Annotated in this window: 14 protein-coding genes; all 14 read right to left on the reverse strand. The window is 48.0% G+C overall.

Annotated features, from left to right (window positions below; genetic code table 11):
* Window positions 1-12: 12 nt before the first annotated feature.
* Window positions 13-567 carry a bis(5'-nucleosyl)-tetraphosphatase (symmetrical) YqeK gene (gene yqeK / locus E0496_RS01100; protein ID WP_141499794.1) on the reverse strand — a complete coding sequence of 185 codons (555 nt, stop codon included), beginning with the start codon at window positions 565-567 and terminating at the stop codon, window positions 13-15.
* Window positions 557-1,147 carry a nicotinate-nucleotide adenylyltransferase gene (gene nadD, locus E0496_RS01105; protein WP_141499795.1) on the reverse strand — a complete coding sequence of 197 codons (591 nt, stop codon included), beginning with the start codon at window positions 1,145-1,147 and terminating at the stop codon, window positions 557-559. Before nadD ends, yqeK begins: the two co-directional genes overlap by 11 nt.
* 115 nt (window positions 1,148-1,262) lie before the next feature.
* Complete coding sequence (gene yhbY / locus E0496_RS01110; RefSeq protein ID WP_139997674.1) at window positions 1,263-1,565, reverse strand: ribosome assembly RNA-binding protein YhbY; 303 nt, start codon at window positions 1,563-1,565, stop codon at window positions 1,263-1,265.
* A gap of 62 nt (window positions 1,566-1,627) precedes the next feature.
* Window positions 1,628-2,497 (reverse strand): shikimate dehydrogenase, encoded by an 870-nt coding sequence (gene aroE / locus E0496_RS01115; RefSeq protein ID WP_241674491.1) that lies wholly within the window; start codon window positions 2,495-2,497, stop codon window positions 1,628-1,630.
* 29 nt (window positions 2,498-2,526) lie between these two features.
* Window positions 2,527-3,651, reverse strand: coding sequence for a ribosome biogenesis GTPase YqeH (gene yqeH, locus E0496_RS01120; RefSeq protein WP_141499911.1), 1,125 nt, complete (start codon window positions 3,649-3,651; stop codon window positions 2,527-2,529).
* Window positions 3,651-4,175, reverse strand: a complete 525-nt coding sequence (locus E0496_RS01125) for a YqeG family HAD IIIA-type phosphatase (RefSeq protein WP_141499796.1) — start codon at window positions 4,173-4,175, stop codon at window positions 3,651-3,653. The genes yqeH and E0496_RS01125 overlap by 1 nt, the downstream gene beginning before the upstream one ends.
* Before the next feature lie 198 nt (window positions 4,176-4,373).
* On the reverse strand, window positions 4,374-6,629 hold the full coding sequence (locus tag E0496_RS01130) for a DUF4129 domain-containing transglutaminase family protein (protein ID WP_141499797.1): 2,256 nt from the start codon (window positions 6,627-6,629) through the stop codon (window positions 4,374-4,376).
* On the reverse strand, window positions 6,626-7,873 hold the full coding sequence (locus E0496_RS01135) for a DUF58 domain-containing protein (protein ID WP_141499798.1): 1,248 nt from the start codon (window positions 7,871-7,873) through the stop codon (window positions 6,626-6,628). Before E0496_RS01135 ends, E0496_RS01130 begins: the two co-directional genes overlap by 4 nt.
* A gap of 4 nt (window positions 7,874-7,877) precedes the next feature.
* On the reverse strand, window positions 7,878-8,834 hold the full coding sequence (locus E0496_RS01140; RefSeq protein WP_141499799.1) for an AAA family ATPase: 957 nt from the start codon (window positions 8,832-8,834) through the stop codon (window positions 7,878-7,880).
* Between the two features lie 139 nt (window positions 8,835-8,973).
* A complete protein-coding gene (gene spoVAE / locus E0496_RS01145; protein WP_139997664.1) occupies window positions 8,974-9,324 on the reverse strand; it encodes a stage V sporulation protein AE in 351 nt (116 codons plus the stop codon).
* Window positions 9,325-9,330: 6 nt separating this feature from the next.
* On the reverse strand, window positions 9,331-10,344 hold the full coding sequence (spoVAD, locus tag E0496_RS01150; protein WP_141499800.1) for a stage V sporulation protein AD: 1,014 nt from the start codon (window positions 10,342-10,344) through the stop codon (window positions 9,331-9,333).
* A gap of 1 nt (window position 10,345) precedes the next feature.
* Window positions 10,346-10,798: a stage V sporulation protein AC gene (gene spoVAC / locus E0496_RS01155; RefSeq protein ID WP_141499912.1), complete on the reverse strand. Its 453-nt coding sequence runs from the start codon at window positions 10,796-10,798 to the stop codon at window positions 10,346-10,348.
* A gap of 385 nt (window positions 10,799-11,183) precedes the next feature.
* Complete coding sequence (locus tag E0496_RS01160) at window positions 11,184-13,208, reverse strand: beta-galactosidase (protein WP_141499801.1); 2,025 nt, start codon at window positions 13,206-13,208, stop codon at window positions 11,184-11,186.
* 90 nt (window positions 13,209-13,298) lie between these two features.
* On the reverse strand, window positions 13,299-15,008 hold the full coding sequence (locus E0496_RS01165) for an ABC transporter substrate-binding protein (protein ID WP_141499802.1): 1,710 nt from the start codon (window positions 15,006-15,008) through the stop codon (window positions 13,299-13,301).
* Window positions 15,009-15,039 lie beyond the last annotated feature (31 nt).

Genomic DNA, 15,039 nt, shown 5'->3' on the forward strand with positions numbered 1-15,039 from the left:
TCCTATTAATCATTATTCTAATAAACCGTTTCGTGCCTCTACCGTCAACGGAAAAATCCGTTTTTTCTTTTCTAATAAGAAGGAAATCGTTGAATTGAAGCCAGCAACCAACGCTTGGTTCAAATCCTGCTCACTCAACTCGCGGATGAGCGATACTCCGGGGAAATCTCTGCCTGGCTCCATATAGTCAGCCAAGCATACGATTTTCTCCAGCTTGCTCATGCCTCTACGCCCTGATGTATGATACCGAATCGCATCCAGCACTTCCTGATCCGACACCCCATATTCATGCTCAGCCACCCAAGCTCCAACAGGAGCATGCCAGAGCTCTTTATCATATAATAACAACTCTGAAGGCAAAGCTCGCTCGCGAATAATCTGAGCCATTTTCTCCGTAGGCCAGTACTTGGCAACATCATGCAAAATAGCGGCAAGCTCGGCTCGAACGGGATCTTCGTCGTATCGTTTAGCCAAAATCACTGCAGTCTCCATAACGCCTTGCGTATGGAGCCATCTCCGCTCCGGCATTTCTGCCTTTACTTTAGCGATCATTTCATCACGATTCATATAGCCTGTGCCTCCTCAAATAGCTGTTTACCGAGTCCGGCACTAAATATTGAATAGATTGCCCTGAACTCGCCCTGCTTCTAATGACAGTTGAAGAGATTTCAATAGCCGGCATATGAATCAGCTTGATCCTCTCCTGTAAGTAGCCAGGAAGAGCATTGAAGTCAATTGGAGTTTCCGGACGTGACAAGCCGATAAAGGTCACATGAGCAGCGAGAAGCTCAATTTTGTACCACTGCGGCAGATCATTGATCCGATCCGAGCCGATAATATAGGAAAACGTGTGCTCCGGATAACGTTTCCGGAGTTCCATCACCGTATCGTAAGAGTAGCTTATCCCTCCGCGCTGAAGTTCAAGATCTAACGCGCGAAAAGCCGCATTGCTTTCAATCGCGCTGCAAACCATTTCATAGCGGTGCTGTCCATTCACTCCAGGTTCATTCGGTTTGAGCGGTGGACCATAAGACGGAATAAACCATACCTCATCAAGGCCGCACTGTTCATGGGCCGCTTCTGCCGCTATCAAATGACCGATATGGATGGGGTCAAAGGTTCCGCCCATAATACCAATCTTACTCACTTGTAGAACCCCTCTCTACCTAAAACCATACTGGGTTCATCATCAACTGCAAGCAAATCGTTGCTCTAAACGCAGGATGAAGGATGCTTGCTCTAAACTTCATGAAATACAACGATTAACGAGCTGCCCTAGGAAGCTCGATTTGTTTATTGTCCTTGGATTCCTTGTACAAAACGATCGTTTTGCCAATGACTTGAACAAGCTCTGCTCCAGCTGCCGCTGCAACCTCGGCACCAATTTCCCGAGGATCATCGAGGCAGTTGTTAAGCACGGAAACTTTAATCAGCTCACGCGACTCGATAGCTTCTTCAATATGACGAACCAAATGATCGTTCGTCCCGCCCTTGCCAACCTGGAAGATTGGAGTCAAATGATGAGCGAGTGATCTTAAATAACGTTTTTGTTTTCCTGTAAGCATGATAGGTGTTCCTTCTTTCATCTCAATAATTCGTTAGTCCGTTCTAAAACAAAAAAATGATATTAATTTTGCAGTGCGGCGAGAACAGTCTCCCGCATCGCTGCAACTGGAGCTGGCTGGCCCGTCCAATATTCAAAGGCATATGCCCCTTGATTGATAAACATGCCCAGACCGCCGTGAATCCGGCAGCCGCGCTGCTCGGCCTGTTGCAAAAACTTTGTTTTCAGCGGGTTATAAATGAGATCGCTCGCTACCGCGCCTGGCTTTAACCAATCCGCATTCATAGGCGTCTCGTCCACATGGGGGAACATCCCGACCGATGTCGTATTGATAACAATATCCGCATGCAAGCAAGCGGCCTGAAGTTGTTCATTCGAAATGGCTTCAACATCAGCTTTATCTTTAAACGATTCGGCAATCGCTTTCGCCCGATCTACAGATCGATTGGCTATGGCAATATGAGCAGGCTTCTCGCTTGCAAGGGCATATACGATACCTCTAGCCGCCCCGCCCGCACCAATGACAACAATTCGTTTGCCTGCAAGCTCGCTTTCCGCTTCTTCCTTCAATGAACGGACATAACCGATCCCGTCGGTATTATAACCGATAAGCTTTCCATCCTCGTTCACGATCGTATTAACCGCACCAATCGCCTGTGCACCCGGGTCAATTTCATCGAGCACAGACATAATATCCAGCTTATGTGGGATCGTAACATTAATGCCGCGAATGCCCATTGCCCGAACACCAGCAGCAAAATCCTGTATACGTTCGCTTGTAATATGATAAGCCGTATAAACGCCGTTAATGCCCGTTTCCCGAAAGGCACGGTTCATCATGATTGGTGATTTCGAATGGCGGATCGGATCCCCGATCACACCAAACAAAATCGTATTGCTGTCGATCCGATTTCCTGCTCCCGCAATTGTCACAGCGGATTCCCCTTCCAAGCGCTATCAGTTTAAATCATGGAGTCGCGAAGCATAACCTTAACGCCTTTAGGTGCATAAATATCAATAACGGCTCCGCCGGTTCCATTCACTTGAATCCAGCCAAGGCCCGATATGAATACGTCTTTGTTAAGTCCACGTTTTACGCGAAGAGAATGCCTTGTCCATGCCGGAATGGTCTCCAGCTCCTCGAGCGATGGACCGCCGAGCAATTGGCCGCGGTGATCGGCATATAGCTCATCAGCCCGCTCCAGCTTCGTGCGATGCATATTCAAAGCATTCGATACATAGAACGTGAAGGACTGGCGGTCACCTTCGACAAAATCGAACCGAACAAGGCTGCCGATAAACAAAGTCTGGCCAGAGTTCAATTGATATACAAGCGGTTTGATTGGCTTGTCCGGCAATAGAGAGCCCAGGAAGCTGCGCGGAACAACCTCAGTCATACGCGTAGAATACACAATTCCTGGCGTATCAATAATAGCCTTGCCATCCTCAAGCGGGATATGAACGGCATCAAGCGTCGTTCCCGGATAACGGGAAGTCGTTAGCTCTCGTTCCATGTCGCTGTAATCGCGAATAAGTCGGTTAATCAGCGTAGACTTTCCAACATTTGTTGCGCCTACCACATAGACGTCACGGTCATTGCGGTAATGCTCCAATGCCTCGATCACACGCTCAAAGCCCATATTCCGCTTGGCGCTGCATAATACGACATCCACAGTGCGCAGTCCTTCTGCCTTTGCCTGCTGCTGCACCCAGTTGCGAAGCCGGTTGACGTTCATCGCTTTCGGCAGCAGATCAATTTTGTTGACAACAAGCAGCACCGGATTATTGCCCACGAAGCGTTGAAGCCCAGAAATCAAACTTCCTTCAAAATCATACAAATCGACGATATGGACAACCAGACTATCCGTATTCCCAATGCTGCCGAGCAGCTTCAAGAAATCATCCTGATCTACGGCAACAGATGAAGCTTCATTATAGTTGCGAATACGGAAGCATCTCTGGCAAATAACCGGATCCCGTTCCATTGCACCTTCCGGCAAATAACCTGGCAGCTCAGGACTATTCGTCTGTAGTGCCACGCCGCAGCCCGCACACGAACGTGTTGCCTGACTAAGCTGTTGTTCCATCACTTTGTTTCCCCCTCATACCATAACCCTTTTTTTCTTAAACGCACCAAAGCAAACCGTTCAATTCGGCGGTTAACCCTTGTCATGATCCCTTCGTCAGCTGGAGAGATCGGTGTAACAAGAATCGTGTACAGTCCCATTCGATTTCCGCCCAGCACATCGGTCAACATTTGATCGCCAATGACGACCGACTGCTCTGCAGCCAGTCCAAGTACGCCAAGGGCTTTACGGAACGATTTAGCCGCCGGCTTGCGCGCAGCATGAATAAAAGGAATATTCAGCGGTGCGGAAAATTTACTTACCCGTGTTTCATTATTATTAGAAACGATAACAACCTGAAAGCCCCGTGAGCGCACATAATCCAGCCACTGCACCAGCTCAGGCGTAGCTAACGCCTCCTTAGCACCAACGAGCGTATTATCCAAATCCGTAATGATGCCGCGTACGCCTCTTGCATGCAGCTCATCTAAGTTAATTTCATACACTGTATTGACGCGCATATGCGGCAACAGCCGTTCAAACATAATGGATATCCCTCTGCTTTCTGCTTGCTATCTTACGAAACTATACCATAGAAACCAAATTTGTTGCAAAAAATACCGCCGCCAATTTCTTTGGCAGGCGGTATTGGTACTGAAATTAAGGAGCCCAGCTTGCTCTAACGCTATATCATCGCCTGCTGATGAGCCAACAATGAAAATAGCGACCAGCATTTCAGCCAGTTACCTTAATTGATCGATTAATGATTTCACTCTGACTACAAAGCGATCCGCATCCTCAGTGGTTGCCATAGCCGGGCTGTATTTCGCTTGCTCAAAACCATCGAGCACTACTCGGAAATCGTCCCGCAGCCTCTTTTGGTTCTGTGACCAACGAAACACGGCTTCTCGCAGTGTCTCATGCTCCTGACGCTCCATCCCGCGCTTCTTACAAACACGAAGCAACTTGTTCGTCTCAAGCACGATCCGATCATTTGCCGTGTATGAACCATGACGCAGCTTCCGCCAAGTGAATACCAGCTTATCTCGGCGAATGAACGCCCACACAGCCGCAACTGCCACGAGCAGCGAAATTGAAAGCCATATCCATAGCTTAGCATTCGAGGAGCTTTCCGTTTTCTCGACGGTTGCCGGATCACTTTCGCCTTCATCGATTTCCGGCAGCGGTGCTACCTCTTCCTCTGCTATCGTATAGGGAAACGAAAAACCAGACGTTGCTTCAAATGGAATCCAGCCAAACCCTTCAAAATAAATTTCCACCCAGGAATGAGCATCCGAATTTCGTACCGTATAGGTACCTGAACCGTTTGGATTGATACTAGGATCCATAAATTCACCAGGAGGCCCAAAATCGCTAGCCGGCAGCACGCCAGGCGCAAAGCCTTTTACCCATCTCGTAGGCAGACCCAAGCTCCGAGCCATCACAGCCATTGATGTCGAGAAATAATCGCAATAGCCTTCTCTCAGCTCAAACAAAAATTTATCAACAAAATCAGTTGTTGTACCAGTCAGCCTAGATTCATCAGGCAAATTATTGTAATTATAAGTAAGCCTCAAATACGTTTCCAGCAATTTTGCCCGGTCGTAATCATTGGTAGCGTCTGCAGTTACCTGCTTGGCCAACTGTTTTACGCGGTCAGGCAGTGAATCGGGCAATTGTAAATAGTATTTATTGCGTGACGCTTCCGCCTGGTCAGACCAGCCTGCCTTGGATTCTCTGAGCTTTACTTCATCCAGAACAGGAACGGAGGAGGTTACCGAATACGTTTGTGGATATTTACGGTTTTTCATCGACCAGTTCAACAACCGAAGCTCTCCTGAGCTTGGCTCCCATACTAATCCTGTAGGCAGTACAGCTTCTTCATCATCGATCCAGTTAAGCTTGGTGACTGGCGCAGCTGCGAACAGAATCGGATAAACATCCTTGCGGATCATCGTAACGATTTGGCTGATTTCTGTCGTTCCCGCAGCTGGAGGCTCATCCAAAGATAATAGCGCAGTCTCCTTTGCGATGCGGGTGGCGGCTTCGACGTCTTGCTCAGCCTTACCTTCAATCCATCCGTCTCCTGTATATTCGGCCTTTGACTCGCCGCGCCAGTAGCTGCGGTGCGAAGTTGATACAGTCATCATAGGTGAATAGTCAAATTGAAAGCCACCGCCGAGCTTCTCATCGTTCCGACTATAGCCGGAGCTCGCATTGCCGGAACTGCTAGGTGATTGAGCATCCGTACCTTTATCCCCAAGGAATACTTTGACGGTTTCCCCCTTTGATTCTCTCCAAATCGTATAGGGGTCCTGCAGGATCGGAGAAAGCGACGGCATATTCAGCCCGACAATCATCAGCACCGATAGGACAAGCGCAATCGGTACTATTAATTGAAGCGGATATTCGATAAGCTCTTTCCAGCTTCTTGGATGTTCGCGCTGCAGCCTCGATAAATGACTAACAACGAGCCAGAGCAAACCGATAAACACAACCATAGCGACTTCGTCCCATAACCATATCGGTGTAAAAGAGTCCGCGATCGTTAATACCAGAATACTTGCGCCTACCAACCCGAACATTCGAATTCGTGTTGTCGTCCATAAGCCAAACAAATTATGAAGCAACAAAAGGGCAATACTTATCCAAATAAAGGGGTTCAACTGCATCATATGAGCTTGCAGCCACCAGATCCACTCTTGCCAACGTTCAGGAGTCGCAATGATCCAGTTCATCTCCACAAGCCTTGTCGTAATCCATATAGCAGCTGCAATTTTGAGGAAAAACTTTAGAAAACGACTCTTCTGTGGCAGAAACAGTTCAATCGCAGCCGCTGCGTACAGAGTGTAATGCCCGATCGCAATCGTCTCTTCCCACCAGTAATCTTCAAAAATAATAATCGTATTGGATAAAATAATAGCAACAAATAAAAACCTTAGCTTCTCATACCAATTGGCTGTCAAATAGGTGAACAAAGAGTTCAACGCCTGCTTCATGCAATTCCACTCCCTTCAAGCACCGTAGGAAGCTCCTGCAACTGGCGAATTTCAAAAACAGGCCATCCTCGTTCTCTCATCACTTGCTTCCATGACGTGTTATGGCTCAGCAAATCAACGGACGATGAAATATGAAGCAAGCAAGGGGTAATCCCCTTGCGCGACAGCCATTCCATGCTTCGAATGACATCAGTGCCGGTATCAGGCGATACGACTACGGCAAAGCTTCCTGGCTCAAGCAAGGAATCCGCACGTTGCAATGAGGCATATAAAGGATGCGACGCGTCTGCATCAACAAAGGTCAAGTGCTTCAGCATGACGTTTCGCTGCTCTAGTCCCGCCTTCGGAGCAACCATCGTCACCGTTTCCCCTATGGAGAGCAAGCCCATCGCTGTATCGCCTTTTAATCCGTTTTCGAGCAGCGAAGCGGCTGTTGATACTGCCAACTCAAAGCGTGTCGCAAGCTCATTCTGATAACCTCCCGGATTACGGTCAAGAATCACAACCGTGCGTGGCAGAGATTCACGCTCGAAAGCCTTAGATTTCCATTCCCCCGTCTTCGCAGTGGCATTCCAGTGCACACGTGATAAGCGATCCCCATACAAATATTCCCTAACACCGTTGATTTGGGTTGTCTCCTTCGCTGAGCGGGAAGCAATCGCATGGGAATAGGGACCCCGAATTCCCCTCTGAATGCCGCTCCACTGCCTAAGCGGTACCGTTTGAGGCAGCACGCTAAACACGGTTTCTGTTCCGAATTGACCGGCATGCTCAAACAAACCAAATACGTCATAAGACAAACACTTCGTATGCGTAAAACGGTATTCGCCCCGTTGGAGCGGGGGCGTCTGATAAGTAACTTGGCCGCTGCGCTTCCAATTCGGTACGAAGGAGGTCTCGAAAGCCAGTTTCTGACCATTATGGCGCTGCAATTGGTCTCTGATAATTACATAAGGAAGCGGATAATAACCTGGAATCTTGACTTGCAAATTCACTTCAAGCGCACTCCCGGCTGATAGAGAGTGATCGTGGGATGCAGCGCCAGGCATCGCATAGCTGCGACTTCCAGTCACTTTGCTTATCCCGCTCCATCTGCCTAGCACTAAATATACAAGTAATAGATTCAAGATCATAAATAGCATAAATGCGGTTTTTCCGCCTTGAAATAAAAAATAAAAAAGACTGGTCGTATAGATCACTGCGACAAGCTGCCAGCGCAGCCTCTTAGATTTAGTCGCTGCCATCCGCTTAGCGCTCTAGCCGAACCGGCACTTTCGTGGATTGAATCACCTGTGCGATGATATCCTCCGCCTTAAGTCCGTTCATTCTGGCTTCCGTCCGAAGAAGCAGGCGGTGAGCTATGACAAACGGAGCGAGCTCCTTCACATCATCTGGCGTTACGAACTGGCGCTGCTGGATATAAGCGCTCGCTTTCGCTGCTCTCGCAAGCGCCAGAGCAGCGCGAGGGCTTGCTCCCAGCATTACATTGGCATGCTCCCGTGTTCCTCTGATCAAACCGACCAGATATTTGCCGACAGCCTCGTCAATGTGAACCTTTAGCACTTGATCCTGGATATGAAGCATATCCGAAATATTAATCATCGGTTCGATCCGATCCGATGGATGTATTCCTTCATTAGATAATACCATGCGGTGTTCGTCGGATTCACTAGGATAACCAAGCGACAGCTTCATCATGAATCGGTCAAGCTGCGCTTCCGGCAGTGTGTAGGTACCTTCAAACTCTATTGGATTTTGCGTGGCTAGCAAAACGAACGGGCGAGGAAGCTCATACGTATCTCCGTCAACCGTCACATGGCCTTCCTCCATCGCCTCTAGCAGTGCGGATTGCGTCTTCGTCGTTGCACGGTTAATTTCATCGGCTAATAGAATATTAGCCATGACGGGACCTGGACGAAATAAGAAAGTCTCCTGTTTTGGATGATAAATGGATACGCCAGTAATATCGGTAGGAAGCAAGTCAGGATTACATTGAATGCGGCGAAATTGGCCGCCGATAGATTTTGCCAACGCTTTCACTAGTTGTGTCTTGCCTGTGCCGGGCACATCTTCAAGCAAGACATGACCGCCTGCGATTACAGCGATCAATAATCTTTGGATTTCTTCCTGTTTGCCAAGGATACAAGTTTCTAAGTTTCGTAGAATAGTAGCGCATAATTGCATGTCTGCAGGACGAATATCCATTTCATTACCTCCCGAAATAATGCCTTAGTTCATGTTCAATACTACTATTTTACAGTACATCCATTCGGGTATACAAATTTTTTCGCTACAAAAAAAATTGGAAGATCCCACAGGATCCTCCAGCTTGTGTCTTTCTATATTATCCTTTGGGTCTAACGACAAGTGCTGCCAGAAAAGAAAAAATAATGGCAGACGAAATACCTGCGCTTGTTACTTTGAATATGCCGGATATGACCCCTATCCAGCCTTGATCATGCAGCTCTGTCAACGCCCCATGAACGAGCGCGTTGCCAAAGCTGGTGATCGGGACCGTTGCCCCCGCCCCCGCGAATTTTACCAAAGGTTCATATAATCCTACTCCATCGACGATGGCGCCAATAACGACCAAGGTTGACATCGTGTGAGCAGGCGTTAGTTTAAATACATCGAACATGATTTGTCCAAGGACGCAAATGCCCCCGCCTATCAAAAAAGCCCATAAAAAAATCATAACCGCTTACCCCTTTCCTGCACTAATGGCTACTGCGTGCGCAATGCACGGGATACTCTCCCCTTGCTGGAAAGAAAGCGGAGAAAGCAAAGCACCTGTAGCAACAACGAGAATTTTTTTCAATTCACCTTTCTTGATTCGCTTCAGCAGATGTCCATAAGTGACTACTGCCGAGCAGCCGCAGCCGCTGCCCCCAGCCTGTACCTTTTGTTTCTGCACGTCATAAACCATAAGCCCACAATCCCCAAAAATCGTCTCATCCATTGGAACGCCGTTTTGCAGCAGCAGCTCCTTTGCAATCGGATGGCCAACCCCAGCCAAATCTCCGGTAACGATTAAATCGTAGTCGCTTGGCTTACGTCCGGTATCATTGAAATGTGCCTGTATTGTATCGACTGCCGCGGGCGCCATAGCTGCTCCCATATTAAACGGATCGGTAATGCCTAAATCAATAACCTTGCCAATTGTGGCGCACTCAACAACGGGGCCATCACCCGATGCAGCTACAACTGCCGCTCCTGCCCCTGTAACTGTAAACTGAGCCGTTGGCGGCTTCTGCGAGCCATATTCAGTTGGATAGCGAAACTGCTTCTCTACGGTACAGTTGTGGCTGCAGGTGCCTGCTAATACGTAACTTGCTGATCCGGAATTCACAAGCATGGATGCAAGTGCCAGCGATTCCATGGATGTGGAACAAGCACCAAAAACTCCGATATAGGGAACGCCCAGCGAACGTGCTGCGAAGCTATTGCTAATAATCTGGTTCAATAAATCTCCGCCAATATAAAATTGTAGCTGGTCGCGTTCAATGCCAGCATTTTGAATAGCGAATTCAGAAGCTTGCTCCAGCAGCAGCCGCTCCGCCTTTTCCCAGCTTTTTTGCTGCATATCAAGCTCAGGATGGACCAGATCGAAATCTGCAGCGAGCGGCCCTTCTCCCTCATCTGGACCGACAACGGTCGCCTCGCCTATGATGACCGGGCGCTTCTCAAACCACCACGTCTGTTTTCCGCGCAGCATATTACTGACCCCCAGTACCGAGAATAAGATGAGCGATACCGACGAAAAAGGCCGCAACTGTACCAAAGACAATAACGGAGCCTGCCAGCTTGAACATATTGGCGCCGACTCCAAGCACGAGCCCTTCGCTACGATGCTCCAAAGCCGCCGAGCACATGGAGTTGGCAAAACCCGTCACAGGGACAGCTGATCCTGCACCTGCCCATTGCGCGATCTTGTCGTAAACGCCGAGGCTCGTCACGATGACCGACATCAGGATCAATGTTGCTACGGTTGGATTGCTGGCTGCCTCCTCGGTCATACCCATTCCGTGGACGTATAGCTCCTGAATAGCTTGTCCAAGCACGCATAAAGCTCCGCCAAAGACAAACGCTTTTAAGCAATTCCCAAGAATGGACCGAGGCGGCTCCATCGTTTTAGCGAAGGATTGGTATTCCTTTGGCGACATCGCCATTTTTTTATAATTACTTTTGCTTTTTGTGGCCAATGCTGCATCCTCCTTTTCCGGCACGGTTCTTCAGTTGCACGATAGTGAAAGAACGTTGCCGTTTTTCTTTCTTCACGTTCATTATTTGTAATAGAAGGAAGCAATATTCCAGCAAAAAAAGGATTGCCCCCGGACTAAGTAGTTAGTCAGGAACAATCCTTTTCTCAAAGAATTAAAGCAAACAATAAAAGCACAAGCAGGACAAACAATGCGAGCACAAGAATGCTCATGTGATGACGCTGCCGCTTTGTCGACATAGGTACGGTGCTCCCCTCATACCGGGCTTATAACTACAGCATATGCCAAACACCCAGGATGGAAGCTGGTCCAAATCGATTCAGCTGAATAAACACTATTCCTCGATAATCATAACGCCTTTGGCAGCCAAACTGTACAATCCGCTTACAGGCTCACCTGACAGGAGATCCGGACGCGGCTGCGCACCAAGCTGCACTTCGGCAGCATCCGCATTGTGATTCAAAATAAACAAATACGATTTGCCGTCTTTGCTTCTGCGGGTAACTTCTACACCGGAAGGAGCGGCAAGCAGCGGCTCGATTCCTTTATCTTTGCATAGATTTGCAAGCAAAGCTTGCAGGAAATGCTGGTCCGGACTCGTGGCGATATACCATGCTTCACCTTCACCGAATTTGTTAACCGTCACAGCAGGCATGCCTTTATAGAAGTCAGAGCCATACTCGGCGACTACTTCGGCACCTTCCGAGTGAATCAAATCGCATAGAAGGCTGCAGGTATATGTGCCGCTAAGTGCATCGTCTACCTTTTTCATGACCATCTGATTTTGTTGACCAGGCAGCAGCGAATCAATTTCCTCCGCCCAAATGCCAAGTACTTTGCGCAGCTTGCCTGGGTAACCACCCGTTGTGACCAAATCATTCTCATTTACGATACCACTGAAGAAAGTCGTAATGAACGTGCCGCCACGAGCGACAAAAGCTTCAACCTTCTCCGCAAAGCCGGGCTTGATCATATACATCACAGGTGCAATAACCAAATCATACTGATCCAACTGTTCTTCAACACTAATCATATCCGTCTGGATATTCAGCTCAAACAGGGCATCATAATATTTATGGACTTCATCCACATATTTCAAAGCGACGCTTGGTCCGCTCGAAAGCTCAACAGCCCAACGGTTTTCCCAATCAAATACGATAGCCGCTTTCGCATCTATTCGCGAATCAAGCAATTTGTCCGAAAGCGCCGTCAGTTCATGCCCAAGCTCCGCGCATTCACGGAAAACACGGGTATGCTCGTGGCCAACATGCTCAATGACAGCGCCGTGGTACTTCTCGCACGCGCCGATTGAGCGGCGAAGCTGGAAGAACATTACGGTGTCTGCACCATGCGCAACGGCCTGATAGCTCCACAGGCGCATGACGCCAGGACGTTTGAGAGCGTTGTAAGCCTGCCAGTTTTGCTGGCTTGGCGTTTGCTCCATCAGCATGAAAGGCTGGCCGCTCTTTAAGCCGCGCATCAATGCATGGGTCATTGCCGTGTAGCTTACAGGCGTGTCAATGGACGGATAGTTGTCCCAAGAAACGACGTCCAGATGCTTTGCCCATTTGAAATAATCAAGCTCAGGGTATGTCCCCATCAGGTTGGTTGTAATTTGAATATTTGGCGAATGCTTGCGGACCTCATCGTATTCAATCAAATAACATTCCAGCAAGGCATCCGATTGGAATCTACGGTAATCGAGCGAAATGCTTTGGAAATTCGTCCGGTTGCCGCCCCACTCCTCGCTGAGCGCATTTGGAGGTACGATCTCATCCCAATCGTAGAACGTATGCCCCCAGAAGCTTGTATACCACGCTTTGTTCAGCTTCTCAATGGTGACGTAACGTTTTTGCAGCCATGCCTGGAATGCATCGGCACAGTTATCGCAGTAGCAATACCCGCCATATTCGTTGGAAATATGCCAAGCAACAAGCGCAGGATGATCCTTATAGCGCTCCGCCAGCTTTCCTGCAATCAGCTTCGAATATTTGCGGTATGCCGGACTGCTTGGACAAGAATTGTGGCGTCCACCGAATTTCCGTTTGCGTCCTTCGTAATCTACACGAGTCACATCAGGATATCTTTTTGCCATCCATGCGGGATGAGCACCGGTACTCGTTGCTAAGCAGACCGAGATATTATCCCCATGCAGACGATCTATAATTTTGTCCAACTCTTCAAAGTCATAGTGTTCTTCGCTCGGCTGAATACGAGCCCATGAGAATACGTTCACCGTTGCGACATCGATATCCGCAAGCTTGAACATGCGAAGATCCTCCGACATCGTCTCGTCATCCCATTGTTCCGGATTATAATCGCCGCCGTACCATATTTTTGGAAGCTTGTTATGTATCATAATAGCCCTATCTCCCTTCGATTTTGAGAAATAACAACAAGGGAAGAGAGCCCATGAAATGAGCCCTCTCCTTCTTTGTTTATTTTAAACTTATTTGGACCAAAGTTCTACACGATCCTTTACCATTTTTGTGAATTCAGCGTTCAGCTTCGCTACGCCTGCATCATCCAGATCCTTAAGGAAGGCATCGTATACTTTGTCGAAATCAGCTGGTTTAGCAAGAATCGCTTCTGGAATGCGTTTTTTCATAATATCTTGCGATTTTTGGAAAATAACATTAGCTTGAGAGCCGGTTTCGAATGGAAGTGTCCAAGCTGCGCCGTATTTGCGCTCTGGGAATGCATCTGCTGCTGGCCATAGATCTCTATACGTAGTTACATTGTATTTGGCAAGCGTCTTTTTGTCTTCTTCGGAGTACGCCACTTGAATTTGCTCTGGGAATATTGTCGTGTAGTAGTTGCCGGAAGGATCCTTTACTCCATCTCCGTAACGAGCGGATAGCAAGTAGTTGTCAATACCCGTTGTTTTCTTGAATGTGTTGTTGTCGTTCGACTTCTGAGCTTGTACTTCCGCAGGAATGACACGCTTGCCATCTACTATGTTGTAATGTTTGCCTTCAATCCCCCAGTTAACAAGCACTTGACCTTCATCAGAAGCAAGGTAATCAAGGAATTTAATCAAACGAACCGGATCTTGAGCATCCTTCGTAATACCAAGCCCGTTGCCGCCAACGTAACCAGTACCCTGGAAGGAGTGATCTTGGAATGTGTCATTCAACGTTACAGGGAAACGTGCGTATGTCGCTTTAAAGTTACCTGCAGCTTTCAGCGCGTTTTGCGCGTCGGCATAATCCCAATCTTGATCGATTAGACCAAGAACGCGGCCAGATGCGACTTTTGCTTTATACTGGTCGTATTTTTGAACGAAGCTTTCTTTATCAAGCAATCCGATGTCATTCATATGATTGAGCCAACGGAAATATTCTCTTTCTTCTGGACGCTGGTAGTGCATGATCGACTCATACGTGTCTTGATTCACATAAAACTCACCGTCATCCGGAGCGCCTGTTGCATAGAAAGCAGGATTCGTCACGGAGATCAGGATTTGCCATTCGCCACCATTAAGCGACAAACCGATTGTCGGTTGGCCGTCAGCCGTTTTCGGATTTTTTTCAATGTATGCTTTAATCGCCGCTTCGTAATCTTGAACGGTTTTGATTTCCGGGTAACCAGCTGCTTCAAGCACTTGGTGCTGCAGTTGGAAACCGCCTCCTGATTCGAAATAAGTATGACCTACGCCGCTAGAAGGTAGTATATAAATCGCATCATCGTCTTCACTCCAGCGAAGACGGTTGAAATATTCGCCGTATACTTTTTTGATGTTCGGACCGTACTCCTCGATTATAGGACGAAGGTCGATTAATGCGCCGGCATCAACTAATTTTCCTGCGCTGCCTTTTGGCATAACAAGGTCTGGGTATTCATCGCTTGCTACCATAAGTGCGAACATTTCTTCGTCAGAACCGCCTACAGGAAATTCCTGTTTCATCGTAATACCTGTTTTTTCTTGAATAACTTTACCGACTTCGGATTGCATGTCATCCCAGTTAGCGTTGACGTCGCCTGAAGCTAACCGGATCGTAATCGGTTCAGCCGCTGCACCTTCGTTGGCAGAATTGGTTGCTTCATTTGTTGTACCCTTGTTCGTGCTGCCATCATTATTCGAGTTGCCGCATGCTGTGATAAATACGAATACAAGTGCCAACATCAAGCTTAAAGTGATTTGCATCTTTCTTTTCATTGCTGGAAAGCCTCCCTTTTTTTCTGTTGCT

The organism is Paenibacillus luteus (assembly GCF_006542765.1).
Classification (GTDB): Bacteria; Bacillota; Bacilli; order Paenibacillales; family Paenibacillaceae; genus Pristimantibacillus; species Pristimantibacillus luteus.

Bases quoted from the DNA above. Each gene is read 5' to 3' on its own strand.
- spoVAE (WP_139997664.1), bottom strand. From the start codon at position 9,324: ATGATTTTTTTATGGGCTTTTTTGATAGGCGGGGGCATTTGCGTCCTT.
- E0496_RS01125 (WP_141499796.1), bottom strand. From the start codon at position 4,175: ATGTTTGAACGGCTGTTGCCGCATATGCGCGTCAATACAGTGTATGAA.
- spoVAC (WP_141499912.1), bottom strand. From the start codon at position 10,798: ATGGCGATGTCGCCAAAGGAATACCAATCCTTCGCTAAAACGATGGAG.
- spoVAD (WP_141499800.1), bottom strand. From the start codon at position 10,344: ATGCTGCGCGGAAAACAGACGTGGTGGTTTGAGAAGCGCCCGGTCATC.
- yqeH (WP_141499911.1), bottom strand. From the start codon at position 3,651: ATGGAACAACAGCTTAGTCAGGCAACACGTTCGTGTGCGGGCTGCGGC.
- E0496_RS01130 (WP_141499797.1), bottom strand. From the start codon at position 6,629: ATGAAGCAGGCGTTGAACTCTTTGTTCACCTATTTGACAGCCAATTGG.
- yhbY (WP_139997674.1), bottom strand. From the start codon at position 1,565: ATGCTTACAGGAAAACAAAAACGTTATTTAAGATCACTCGCTCATCAT.
- yqeK (WP_141499794.1), bottom strand. From the start codon at position 567: ATGAATCGTGATGAAATGATCGCTAAAGTAAAGGCAGAAATGCCGGAG.
- E0496_RS01160 (WP_141499801.1), bottom strand. From the start codon at position 13,208: ATGATACATAACAAGCTTCCAAAAATATGGTACGGCGGCGATTATAAT.
- E0496_RS01135 (WP_141499798.1), bottom strand. From the start codon at position 7,873: ATGGCAGCGACTAAATCTAAGAGGCTGCGCTGGCAGCTTGTCGCAGTG.
- E0496_RS01165 (WP_141499802.1), bottom strand. From the start codon at position 15,008: ATGAAAAGAAAGATGCAAATCACTTTAAGCTTGATGTTGGCACTTGTA.
- E0496_RS01140 (WP_141499799.1), bottom strand. From the start codon at position 8,834: ATGGATATTCGTCCTGCAGACATGCAATTATGCGCTACTATTCTACGA.